Origin of the sequence: Sneathiella chinensis, assembly GCF_012720115.1 — a bacterium.
GTDB lineage: Bacteria > Pseudomonadota > Alphaproteobacteria > Sneathiellales > Sneathiellaceae > Sneathiella > Sneathiella chinensis.
In genome coordinates this window covers 149,583-162,070 of sequence record NZ_VNWN01000004.1, presented here as the reverse complement: position 1 = coordinate 162,070, position 12,488 = coordinate 149,583, and the positions used below count along the sequence as shown (strand labels likewise).

The 12,488-nt window shown below is 57.9% G+C and carries 10 protein-coding genes; 6 read left to right on the top strand and 4 right to left on the bottom strand.

Features of this window, described 5'->3' with window-relative positions; translation table 11 throughout:
• Positions 1 to 6: 6 nt before the first annotated feature.
• From FQB27_RS07335 to add, 4 genes are read left to right on the top strand one after another with little or no spacing between them, the layout of a single operon-like run.
• Positions 7 to 2,394 (top strand): aldehyde dehydrogenase family protein, encoded by a 2,388-nt coding sequence (locus FQB27_RS07335; RefSeq protein ID WP_169560258.1) that lies wholly within the window; start codon positions 7 to 9, stop codon positions 2,392 to 2,394.
• Positions 2,395 to 2,402: 8 nt separating this feature from the next.
• Positions 2,403 to 3,740 carry a thymidine phosphorylase gene (deoA, locus tag FQB27_RS07330; protein ID WP_169560257.1) on the top strand — a complete coding sequence of 446 codons (1,338 nt, stop codon included), beginning with the start codon at positions 2,403 to 2,405 and terminating at the stop codon, positions 3,738 to 3,740.
• The gene (locus FQB27_RS07325) at positions 3,737 to 4,945 is read left to right on the top strand and encodes a phosphopentomutase (RefSeq protein ID WP_169560256.1); all 1,209 of its coding nucleotides are present in this window, start codon (positions 3,737 to 3,739) and stop codon (positions 4,943 to 4,945) included. The genes deoA and FQB27_RS07325 overlap by 4 nt, the downstream gene beginning before the upstream one ends.
• Before the next feature lie 2 nt (positions 4,946 to 4,947).
• Positions 4,948 to 5,913 (top strand): adenosine deaminase, encoded by a 966-nt coding sequence (gene add / locus FQB27_RS07320; protein WP_169560255.1) that lies wholly within the window; start codon positions 4,948 to 4,950, stop codon positions 5,911 to 5,913.
• Positions 5,914 to 5,933: 20 nt separating this feature from the next.
• Here the strand turns inward: add and FQB27_RS07315 are convergent, their stop codons facing one another.
• Positions 5,934 to 6,491: an OmpH/Skp family outer membrane protein gene (locus FQB27_RS07315; protein WP_169560254.1), complete on the bottom strand. Its 558-nt coding sequence runs from the start codon at positions 6,489 to 6,491 to the stop codon at positions 5,934 to 5,936.
• Positions 6,492 to 6,612: 121 nt separating this feature from the next.
• Entirely contained in the window at positions 6,613 to 7,182 is a 570-nt protein-coding gene (locus tag FQB27_RS07310) for an NAD(P)H nitroreductase (RefSeq protein ID WP_169560253.1), read from the bottom strand.
• A 267-nt stretch (positions 7,183 to 7,449) separates the two neighbouring features.
• Here FQB27_RS07310 and FQB27_RS07305 point away from each other — a divergent pair, with 267 nt between their 5' ends.
• Positions 7,450 to 8,274, top strand: a complete 825-nt coding sequence (locus FQB27_RS07305) for a universal stress protein (RefSeq protein WP_169560252.1) — start codon at positions 7,450 to 7,452, stop codon at positions 8,272 to 8,274.
• A gap of 49 nt (positions 8,275 to 8,323) precedes the next feature.
• On the opposite strand, the gene FQB27_RS07300 is transcribed toward FQB27_RS07305, so the two are convergent.
• Positions 8,324 to 8,902, bottom strand: coding sequence for a pseudouridine synthase (locus tag FQB27_RS07300; protein WP_169560251.1), 579 nt, complete (start codon positions 8,900 to 8,902; stop codon positions 8,324 to 8,326).
• Between the two features lie 291 nt (positions 8,903 to 9,193).
• On the opposite strand from FQB27_RS07300, the gene FQB27_RS07295 reads away from it, so the two are divergent.
• Positions 9,194 to 10,216 (top strand): response regulator, encoded by a 1,023-nt coding sequence (locus tag FQB27_RS07295; RefSeq protein WP_169560250.1) that lies wholly within the window; start codon positions 9,194 to 9,196, stop codon positions 10,214 to 10,216.
• 69 nt (positions 10,217 to 10,285) lie between these two features.
• On the opposite strand, the gene FQB27_RS07290 is transcribed toward FQB27_RS07295, so the two are convergent.
• Entirely contained in the window at positions 10,286 to 12,412 is a 2,127-nt protein-coding gene (locus FQB27_RS07290) for an HD domain-containing phosphohydrolase (RefSeq protein WP_169560249.1), read from the bottom strand.
• Positions 12,413 to 12,488: the final 76 nt, after the last annotated feature.

The window sequence follows — 12,488 nt, the reverse complement described above, 5'->3', positions numbered from 1 at the left end:
CTGGCAATGAGCATTTCAGAGATTTTTGACAGCATGGACTATGGCCCCGCCCCTGAAAGCAGGGAAATCGCCCTTGACTGGATTGCCAGCCACAAGGGCCGGTTCGGACTGTTTGTGGACGGCGGCTGGACCCCGCCTGCATCCGGCCAATGGTTCACCAGCACCAATCCCGCGACCAGCGAAGCCCTTGCCGAAATCGCGGCAGCCGACGCATCGGATGTGGATGCCGCCGTTGCCGCCGCCCGCAAGGCGCAGGGCGACTGGGCGACCCTTGGCGGACATGGCCGGGCGCGCCACCTTTATTCCCTCGCACGTGCCATCCAGCGCAACGCCCGCCTGCTTGCCGTACTGGAAAGCCTTGATAACGGCAAACCCGTTCGGGAAACACGGGATATCGATATTCCGCTGGTTGCCCGGCATTTCTATCATCATGCCGGCTGGGCACAGTTGCAGGGTAGCGAACTGGCCGGATACAGCCCCATGGGGGTCATCGGACAGATCATCCCGTGGAATTTCCCCCTGTTGATGCTGGCGTGGAAAATTGCCCCGGCCATCGCGGCGGGCAACACGGTCGTTCTGAAGCCAGCCGAATTTACCTCGCTAACGGCCCTCTGCTTTGCGGAAATCTGCAAGGATGCCGGACTGCCGGACGGGGTGGTGAATATCGTTACCGGTGACGGCGCCACGGGTGAATTGATCGTCGGCCACAAGGATGTGGACAAGATCGCCTTTACAGGCTCGACCGAGGTGGGACGCCGAATTCGCGCGGCAACCGCTGGCTCCGGCAAGCACCTGACGCTGGAGCTTGGCGGAAAATCGCCGTTCATCGTGTTTGACGATGCGGATATGGACAGTGCCGTTGAAGGGGTTGTTGACGCCATCTGGTTCAATCAGGGGCAGGTCTGCTGCGCCGGGTCCCGCCTGCTGGTGCAGGAAGGGATTAGCGACCGAATAATCGCCAAGCTGAAGGCCCGTATGGAAACCCTGCGCCTTGGGGATCCGCTGGACAAGTGTATTGATATGGGGGCGATCGTCGCGCCCGTCCAATTGCAAACCATCCAGACCCTTGTTGAAAAAGGTCAGGCCGAAGGGGCCGAATTGTGGCAACCCGGCTGGGCAGTGCCCAAGGAAGGATGTTTTTATCCCCCGACCCTGTTCACCAATGTGGCCCCCGCCGCCACCATCGCACAGGAAGAAATCTTTGGTCCCGTGGTCGTGGTCATGACATTCCGCACCCCGGACGAGGCCATCAAGATCGCCAACAATACCCGGTATGGTCTTGCCGCCTCGATCTGGAGCGAGAATATCAACCTTGCCCTTGATGTGGCGCCGAAGCTGGACTGCGGTGTTGTCTGGATCAACTCCACCAACCAGTTTGATGCGGCCTGCGGATTTGGCGGAAACCGGGAATCCGGCTTTAGCCGCGAGGGTGGCCTTGAAGGCATGATGGAGGTTTTGAAGCCCCGCTTCGAAAACACCCTGCCCGCCTATCAGACCACCGCTACCGCCGAACAGAGCGGGGCGACCACCGCGTCCCCGCTGGCCTCGCTGGACCGCACCGCCAAGCTTTATGTGGGCGGAAAACAGGCCCGCCCGGACAATGGGTACAGCCTGCCCGTCCTGTCCGCCAGCGGCGACAAGATCGCCGAGGTGGGCTGGGGCAGCCGCAAGGATATCCGCAATGCGGTCGAGGCCGCCCGCAAGGCCACCGGCTGGACCGGCACATCGGCCCATAACCGGGCACAGGTGCTGTATTATCTGGCAGAAAATCTGGAAACACGGCGGGATGAATTCGCCCGCCGTCTGACAGAAACAACCGGGGTCTCCCCTGAACAGGCCCGGCAAGAGGTTGACGCCACCCTGTCCCGGCTGTTCAGCTACGGCGCTTGGGCGGATAAATATGAAGGCAGCATCCATACCCCGCCGCTTCGGGGCGTCACGCTTGCCATGAAGGAAGCCATCGGGACCATCGGGATTATCTGCCCCGATGAAAACCCGCTGCTGTCCATGATATCGCTGGCCGCCCCCGCGATTGCCATGGGGAACCGCATTGTTCTTGTGCCTTCGGAACGGCACCCGTTGACGGCAACCGATTTCTATCAGGTTCTGGAAACATCCGACGTCCCCGCCGGGGTTTTCAACATTATCACCGGTAAACGGGATGACCTGTCGAAAACGCTGGCCAGTCATGATGATGTCAAATCCGTCTGGTATTTCGGCCCAGAAAAGGAGGGCGCGGCCACTGCGGAAGCCGCTTCCACCGGCAACATGAAACGTATCTGGACCTGTCACGGCAGGCAAAGAAACTGGTTTGACCCGGAACAGGGCGAAGGACGGGACTATCTTCGCCACGCCACACAGGTCAAGAATATCTGGATACCCTACGGGGAGTGAATTCTGCCATGAAAGACACCTATTTTCCTCAGGAGATCATCCGCAAAAAGCGGGATGGACAGCCACTGACGGAACAGGAAATACAGTTCATGGTCCGCGGCATCACGGATGACAGCATTTCCGAAGGACAGATTGCCGCCTTTGCCATGGCGGTCTTCTTTCGGGACATGTCCATGGACGAACGGATCTGGCTGACCCGCGCCATGGTGCATTCAGGTGATGTGATGGACTGGTCCCACGCGGATCTTGGACGCCCGGTGGTCGATAAACACTCCACCGGCGGTGTGGGTGACAAGGTCAGCCTGATCCTTGCCCCTGTTGTGGCGGCCTGCGGCGGGGCGGTTCCCATGATCTCCGGCCGTGGGCTGGGGCATACGGGCGGCACGCTGGACAAGCTGGACAGCGTGCCCGGATACAACACCGCCCCGGACCCGGACCTTCTGACCCGCGTGGTCAAGCATGTGGGCTGCGCCATTATCGGGCAAACATCCGATCTTGCCCCGGCGGACCGGCGTTTTTATGCCACCCGGGATGTCACGGCCACGGTCGAAAGCATCGCCCTGATCACCGCGTCCATTCTTTCCAAGAAACTGGCCGCCGGGTTGGATGCCCTTGTGATGGATGTGAAATTCGGCTCCGGCGCGTTCAAGCCGGATTATGCCGATGCCGAGGAACTGGCCAGAAGTATCGTCACGGTTGCCAATGGGGCCGGGATGCCAACCACAGCCTTGCTGACCGACATGGACGAGGTTCTCGGCCATACCGCCGGCAACGCCATTGAGGTCCGCGAAAGCATTGACTTCCTGATGGGCCGTAATGTGGACCCTCGCCTGCTGGAAGTCGTGGTCGGGCTGTGTTCGGAAATGCTGGTGCTGTCGGGGATCATGGACCGGACGACAGCGCCCCTTGCCATCAAGGGGGCCCTTGCCAGCGGAACCGCCGCCGAGAAATTTGCCCAGATGGTGGCCGCACTGGGCGGGCCCCGCGACCTGATGACCAATCCGGACGCCCATCTGCCACTGGCCCCGATCCGGCGGGATGTGTTTGCCCCTCGCCGGGGATATATCGGCAAGATCGACACCCGCGAGATGGGCGTTGCCGTCATGGACCTTGGCGGAGGACGCCACAAGGCCAGCGACAGCATTGACTATGGCGTGGGCCTGACCAACCTGAAAGGGATCGGCTTCAAGACGGGTCCCCGGCAACCGGTTGCAACCATCATTGCCCGCACCGAAAATCAGGCCGATGCGGCCGAGCGCCGTATTCTGGCGGCCATCACACTTGTGGACGAGGCGCCAAAACAAACATCTGTCATTCGCGACCGACTGACAAAGGAGGATATATGAGCAGAGCGATCCTTTTGGTTCTGGACAGCTTTGGACTAGGGGCCGCACGGGACGCGGACCAGTTCGGTGATCAGGGCGCGGATACCTTCGGCCATATCATGGAGGCCGCCCGCGCCGGCAAGGCGGACAATGAACACCGCACCGGCCCGCTTGAATTGCCCAATCTGGAACGACTGGGTCTTCATGCCGCCCACCGTGCCAAGACCGGCGGTCCTGTCAGCAACGGGGTAACGCCCACCGGAATTTACGGATACGCACAGGAACTCAGCAAAGGCAAGGACACCCCATCGGGGCATTGGGAAATGGCCGGGGTTCCGGTCCTGTTTGATTGGGGATATTTCCCGAAAACAGTCCCCTGCTTCCCCCGCGCCCTGACCGAGACCCTGAAACAGGTCTGCAACCTTCCCGGCTTCCTTGGGAATTGCCATGCCTCCGGGACCGAGATTATCGAACGGTTCGGACAGGAGCATATGGAGACCGGTCGGCCCATCCTCTACACCTCCGCGGATAGTGTGCTGCAGATCGCGGCCCATGAGGAAACCTTCGGGCTCCAACGTCTTTATGACCTCTGCGCAGAGGCCCGCAAGCTTGTCGATGTGCTGGATATCGGCCGGGTCATCGCCCGCCCCTTCATCGGGGAGCCCGGCACCTTCGAGCGAACCCCCAACCGCAAGGACCTTGCCGTCCCCCCGCCAGAACCAACCCTTCTTGACGTAATGACAGGGGCTGGCCGTCAGGTCATTTCCGTTGGCAAGATTGGTGATATCTTCGCCCATCAGGGCACAGGGGAAGTGGTCAAGGCCGCGGGCAACATGGCCCTGTTCGATGCCACGCTGGCAGCCTTTGACCGGGCGACCCCCGGCTCGCTCGTCTTTACCAACTTTGTTGATTTTGACCAGTCCTACGGCCACCGGCGGAATGTGGCCGGGTATGCCCAGGCACTGGAGGAATTCGACGCCCGCCTGCCCGAACTTCTGGACCGCCTGCAGGAAGACGACCTACTGTTGATGACCGCGGATCATGGCTGCGATCCCACATGGACCGGAACCGACCACACACGGGAAGTCGTTCCCATTGTCGGGTTTTCCCGCACCCACCCGTCCGGTTTCATCGGCGAGCGGGACACCTTTGCCGATATCGGACAATCCATTGCCAGCCATCTGGGCCTGCCTGCTTTGCGGCAAGGCACCTCGTTCGTGGAATAATCATGGTCAAAAAAGCCGAACTTCATGTCCATCTGGAAGGGACGGCAACCCCGGCCCTTGTGAAAAAGCTGGCCGCAGGCAACGGAGCCAACCTGGACCCGTCCACCTTCAAGTCCGACGGGGAATTCGCCTGGACGGATTTCTGGGACTTCCTGTCCTGCTATGACAAGGCCGCCGCCGCTATTCGATCAAAGGATGATTACCGGGCGGTGACCTATGATTATCTTCGCCGCTGCGCCCTTGAGGATGTCCTCTATGTGGAGACTTTTTCATCCCCCGACCATGCGGCAGAGGCCGGGATCAGCTATACGGATCATCTCGACGGGATTGCTGCCGGCATTGATGACGCCCGCCGGGATTTCCAGATTGAAGGCCGGGTTATCGTAACCTGTGTGCGGCATCTTGGGCCGGGCAGGGCCATGAACATTGCCCGCGCCTTTACGGAAAACCCGCACCCCTATGTTGTCGGGTTCGGAATGGGCGGCGACGAAGCCCAGTATCAGCCTACCGATTTCAAACCCGCCTTTGATCTGGTTCATGCCGCCGGATATCAGACAACCAATCATGCGGGGGAATTTGGCGGACCGGAAAGCATTCGCGCCACACTGGATGCCCTGCCTGTCAGCCGGATCGGACATGGCGTCCGGGCGGGGGAGGACCCGCTACTGGTTGAGGAACTGGCGGACCGGAAAATCCCGTTGGAACTTTGCCCCGGCAGCAATATTGCCACCGGTCTGTTTCAGGATTACCAAACCCACCCGTTCCGGGACTTCATGGAAGCGGGCTGCATTGTCACCCTGAATTCTGATGACCCGCCCTTCTTCGCGACAAGCATTGGCAAGGAATATGACCGTGTGGCCAAAGCGGCGAACCTGGACCTGAAAGACCTGCAGACCATTACCCGAAATGCACTGGATGCGGCTTTCTGTGACGAAGAACTGAAAGAAAAACTAAAGGCGAGGATTTGACCCCTCGCCTTGCTGTGCGTTTACTGCTTGTCGACAGTAATCTCGATCTTGGTATCTGACGCATTGAACCGCTTCAGAACCTCGTCGGTGATATCCATCTGGTCCCCGAAATAGATTACATCCGCCCGGTCAAAACCGATATTCATGCCCCGTTCGGTGGAAACCTTCGCCGCGATCTGGACAATGACCCCGCGAAGACGCAACCGGATCTCGTTCAACACATTGTTCAGCTTGTTGTTGGAAATCTGCGCTTCCCGCTGCAAGGACTGCATTTCCTTCGCCAGTTCCCCGCGTCGTGTCTGAAAGACATCCGGTGCCAGAATGGCCTTCTGCCGATCCAGTTCCTCGCTGCGGGCCTTGATATCCTTGCCCCGGGTATTCAGGTCATTCTGGACCTCGTCTGTCCGGGCCTTGATCTCTTCACGGGCTTTTTTCCACGGCTCGGACTCGTTCAGAACCTTGATCACATCAACAACGGCAACCTTGGCGGCCGGCGGGGTCCCTTGCGCGTTTGCATGATTAATATCGGTTGCACCTATTGCCAGCGACACAAGAGACAGGCACGCAAGCAGTTTCATTTTTTTCAGCAAAGAATTACCCCAATCAAATTTGACGACACAGCCGTGTTCAAAACTTCGGTTAAACTAACAAATCACCAGTGATCACTGCAAGCAATTCACCGTCAGGATTGTGTAAAAATTAAGACCTGCCCGCCGTTTCCCAGTATTCAACAAACGCATCCGGGTCGCAGTCCGGCAGGGGCGGCACCGTGCGGGCGGACCCCAGATACAGAAAGCCGACGATCTGATCCTCTCCCGCGACCCCAAGCGCACCCCGGACACTTTCGTCATAACAGGGGGCACCGGTTCGCCAAATTCCGGCGAACCCCATGGCATGGGCCGCCAGCATGATATTCTGTGCGGCGGCGCCAGCGGAAATCACCTGCTCAATGGCTGGAACCTTCGGATGATCGCAAACAGTTGCAATCACGGCGATGACAAGCGGCGCGCGAAACGGTTTCAGCGCGGCCTTTTCAAGGGCCGCCTCCGTCGCGGCGGGATCAGACTTCCGGGCACAGTCTTTCAGGATGGCCCCAAGATCGGCCCGGCTCTCCCCCCTGAACACAATAAATCGCCAGGGACGGATGGCCCCATGGTCCGGTGCCCTGACTGCGGCCCGGAACATTTCCCGAAGTTCCCCCTCGTCCGGGGCCGGTTCCGTCAGCGCCGCAGCGGATTTGCGTGTAAACAGTGCGGTCAATGCGTCCATGACGTGTCTATCCTGAAATACCTGAAACTGAAGTCCGGGCACACCTTAACCGGACGGCGGTGCAAAAACTATCGGATTTTCCGGGGCTGCACCGGTTCCGGGCTCCCTTCCTGTCCCGAATGGCCTAATCCCCTTGCATCATGCTTTTACATCCTTCACAGTTTATAAGGTTTTTTGCAAAAACTTGTTCCAGATCAAACAGATTGGACCTGACAGCGTGTAATTTTTAATAATAACGGTTCAATTCGCACAAAAAGAGGGCTCAAAATGTCTATAAAAACGATCCTGTTGCATCTCGCGAGTGACGAAAATCTTGACAGCAGAGTGGAGGCGGCACTGGGTATCGCCACACAAAACAATGCTGCTTTGGTCGGTGTCTATTCCATCCCACCCATTACACCACCCACGTCTTTCATGGGCTACATCCCTCCGGAATATACGGAACAGACGCTGGAACTGGAAAACAAGAAAGCGCTGGCCTGCAAGGCCAAGCTGGAAGAACTGGCCGCCCGCGTCAATGTCCCTGTCAGCGTCATTATCGAGGAAGGCTATGCCCCCGATGTGGTGAATAAATATGCGCTGACAGCCGACCTTGTGGTGGTTGGACAGGTCGATCCGCAAAAATCCGAATCCGCCCCCTATCTGACCCTGATCAACGATCTGGTCGTCAGTTGTGCGCGGCCGATCCTTGCGATCCCCTATGCCGGGAATTTCAAGAATTTTGGCGACCATATTCTGGTTGGCTGGAACAACACACGGGAATCATCCCGGGCCATTCATGAAGCCATGCCCTTCCTGAAAGCAGGAAAGAAGGTCACCCTGCTCAGCATCAACCCTTCCAAGGACCAAAGCGGTCCGGACGCGGCCATGCTTGCCCATCTGGAACGCCACGGCGTGAAGGCGGAATGCAAGGTGGGACACTGGAAAGATGTCAGTGCCGGCAATGCGATGCTGGATTCCCTTGTGGATTACAGTGCCGACATGCTGGTGATGGGCGCCTATGGCCACAGCCGTATCCGGGAAATGATTCTGGGGGGTGCCACACAGGAAATCCTGGATCACATGACAGCGCCCGTGCTGTTCGCCCACTGATCCTGTCCCCGATTTGGAACGCGCCTGCCGCGAAGGCCCTTCCTCCCTGTCAGGGCAGGATGTCTTCGCGGCGGATGGCGCGCCATGAGCCCGGCTCCAGATCGCCCAGTTTCAGGTTGCCGATGGCCACCCGGATCAAACGCAAGGTCGGAAACCCCACGGCGGCAGTCATACGTCTGACCTGCCGGTTCTTGCCTTCTGTCAGGGTCAGTTCCAGCCAGCTTGTGGGGATTTCCTTTCGTTCACGGATCGGGGGATTTCTCTGCGGTACGTCCGGTTGCGGGGCCAGCAGGGTCGCCTTGCAGGGCTTGCACTTGTATCCCTTGATAACCGGTCCGCTTCGCAACGCCTGAAGCGCCTTTTCATCCGGGATTCCTTCTACCTGTGCCCAATAGGTCCGGGGATGGGCAAATTCCGGATCAAGCAGTTTCTTGATAAAGCGACCATCATTACAAAGGACAAGAAGCCCCTCACTATCCCGATCAAGGCGGCCAGCCGCGTAAACCTCCTTCGGCAAATCAAACCCGGAAAGGGCGGGATGTCCCCCCTCGCTGGTAAATTGACTGAGAACGCCGAAAGGTTTGTTAAAGGAAATGTATGTATAGTGGGTCTGTTTCTTGGGCGGCACAGTATTAAACCTTATGGCAAAATTGACACTTCCCGCCGAATTGACGAAAATTGTTTGTTTCAAATGTAACTATTATGTAAACGTTTAAGGGATCATTGATCAAAAATCATGGTTCATTGTTATTAAATGTTTCACCTTTCCCACGTAGGGTACTGGCTGTTCCAACGCGCCCGACGATAAGCGCTTGGAAGAAAATGTGAAAGTCAAAAGGCAATCGGATTAACGGGCTTTCAGGATAAAAAATCCTGAAGTTATTTGAGTGACAGGAAGATCAAAGAGTCGGCGCACAAGATGAGTACTATCTTAAATGCAAAAGTCCTGTTTGTTGGAGACAAGGAAGGCGATGCCCAACAGATGGGATGGCTTTTTTCCAACATCAAGAAGCCAGACTTCGACCTGCATCATGTCACGGACATAACCGCCCTGATCAACCAACAGGACCCCGGCAACGCCGATATTTTTCTTCTGGATGGCGATTTGCTCAACGGGGACGGCCTTGAAAAACTGCAATCCTTGCGAAAAACGTTTCCGGCAATCCCCGTTGTTCTGCTGACGGAAGATGAGGAAAATGTCGGTCACCCCGCCATTCGGCACGGGGCGCAGGATTTTCTGATCCGCAGCCAACTTACCAGCTCCGGCATGGCGAGAAGCCTGATCAACGCCATTGAACGCCAGCGCGGACAGGGACCGGCAAAACCCTCAGAGGGGCTTCTTGAATCCGCAACCGCAGTCCTGAACCGCCTGCCCATGGGTGTCATTCTGGTCACCTCCGAGGCGCAGGTTCTCTTTTTCAATGACAAGGCGAAGGGGTTTCTGGATGCCGGGGACGGCCTGATCCTGGACCGGGACCGCATTTGCCGCGCCGAGGTGCCGTCAGAAAACAAATTGCTCGGCGAATTGCTGGAAAATGCCCTACTAAAGGAACAGGATGCCTCGGGCGACAGTGACTTTGCCATGTCCATCACCCGCAGCAACCGCGATGCCCCGCTTACCGCCATGGTGGCCCCCATTGGTACCGGGATCGCCGGCAAGGGGGCCGTGCTGTTCGTTTCCGACCCGTCAGAACCGGTGACCCTGTCCGTGGACACCATCTGCCGTCTCTATGGCCTGACGCCAGCGGAAGGGCGCCTGACACTGGGGCTGACCAATGGGCACAAGCTGGATGACCTTGCCGAGGAATGGGGGGTCAGCATGCACACCGTCCGTTCCCAATTGCGGCAGGTCTTCCGTAAAACCGATACAAGCCGTCAAAGCGAGTTGGTCAAGCTGATCCTGACCGGCCCTGCTGCCCTGCAGGCGACGCCCATTCTGTAAGGGCGCGCCCTCCCTATCTCCCGGAACTGCCTGCTATAAAAAAAGCGCCTCAAAGGGCGCTTTTTCCGTTTATTCATCATTTTCCGCAGACAAATCTTCCGGCATCTCCGCGAAGTGGGACCAACGTTCCCGGCCCCCCTTGTTATCGAGATAGTTGATCAGCGCACTGACGGGTTTCCGGTCAAAGCGCTTGTCCGCCCCGTCCATCAGGATCTCGATCGCCTTGCTCATATCCAGTGCCTGACGGTAAGACCGCGGGCTGACCATACCAACAAACGCGTTTGCAACCGCGATGATACGGGCGGGCTCGTTGATGGCCATCCCGGACAGGCCACGGGGTTGGCCGCTGCCATCCCAATGCTCCTGCAACTGCCGCAGGGTTTCGGCAACCGGCAGGTCGAACTTGACCCCTTCCAGAAGGTCCGCACTGGAATAGAGGCTATCCCGAACGGCTTCCATTTCCTGATCGGTCAGTTCCCCTGTCTTGGTCAGGATAGAAACAGGAACAAGAATTTTACCGATATTCATGAGGTTCCCGGCAATATCAACGGTCTGGATAACCTTGTCAGACGCCCCCAGTTCCTCGGCAATGGCAACCCCGACTTCGGCCACCCGCCTTGACTGGTTCGACGAATAGGGGTCGCGCTTGTCCACGAAGGCCACCAGTGTGGACACCAGACTGCGCAGCATACTTTCGCGCCGCTGCCGCTCGGCAACCACATCCGTAATATCCTGCATGACAGCCAGAACACTTTCCGGGTCTTTCTGGTTTATCCGAAGCGGGATGATGTCCGACTTGAACACCCGGGGCCGCCCCTCGTCCTCCAATGTCACCACATCGGAAATCTGGGTGTTTTCCTGACGGGCCGTATCCAACATGGAACGCACCTTGGCAGAGGTCTCTTTCCCCAGAATGGAGGTGATCTTCCGGCCGATCAGTTCATCCTGATCGATATCCGCGTCGGCCGCCGCGATCCGGTTGGCAAATGTATAATGGTTGTCCTTATCGAACACGGCAATGGAGGTGGGTTGCTGGTCGGTCACCACCCGCAGAAATTCGGATTTTTCCCGTAAATGCTCGGCCGTTGCCTTGTATTTACGCGCCAGTTCCGCCGCCCGAAGAGACGTCCCGTGACGCCAGACCGCAACAAGGGTGCCACTGACCCCGATGATCAGCAGCAGGAAGACCCCCAGCATCACATTCAGGCGGTTGTTGGTTTCCGACAGGGCCTCATGGGTGCTGACCTCGCGCACCAGATACCACGGCGCTTCGTTGATCTTGCGCCCGGTCACCAGAACCTCTTCGCCAAGATAGTTGTTCAGGATTGCAAAACCGCCGGGCTTGCCAACCACAAAGGCCGCCGCCAACCGATCATCCCCGCTTAACGTCCGCTTCAGGGCCGATGTGCCGTCGGCCAGCGGTGAAATATATTCAATCAGGCCGTTATCTTCGCGGACCAGAAAGGTTTCCCCGGTCTTCAGGGTATCGCCCGGCTGGATCAGCAACGGAAACAGGGAATTCGATATGGTGCGGATCCCGACAATAAAGCCGATCACATTATCCTTGTCCCCATCCTGCTGGACCGCAAAGACGGGATGAACAAAGCCCATGGTCGGCTCGCCGCTCAATCCTTCATAAACATCGATTGTGGCTGAAACCCCGGCATCCGCCTCCGCCAGTGCGGCCCGGATCGCCGGGTTCATGGGCGGCATACTGCCGCTGGACACCAGCAGGCGCCCGGTCCGGTCTGTCAGGCCAATCCCGGCCCGCCCCGGCCGCGCCACATTGGCACGAACCTCCGGCTCTTCCGGCTCCCAGAAACCACTAATCACCGCCTGGTTGTTCAGAAGATTGATCAGATAGCCTGCTTCCGGCACGGAAGAAATCTCACTACCATTCTCGCTTGTCTCAAGAACCAGTTGGGTCAGGTAAACCTGAAGGGACGCATTCTCCGCCAGTGAGGCAATGGTCTTTTTCTGCTCGGCCAGCCAGTTGTCCACACTTTCCTTGCGGTGATTGGCAACGATCCCCAGCCTGATTTCCCAGTTCTGAAGTTCCCTCTCGCGTTGTTTGTCAACAAACGCAACAGTTCCCCAGACGCCAGCCACCACGACCGCAAGCAGAATAACTGCTGAAAACCAAAGGGTGCGGTTTACCTTGCCCCTTTCTTCTAACTCGTTATCGATATCAGCCATGCGCCTGTTCCAATTCGCTATACCGTAAAGTCCGTGCTATCCATGGGATACAACCACTGTAAACCACTGTTTCCAA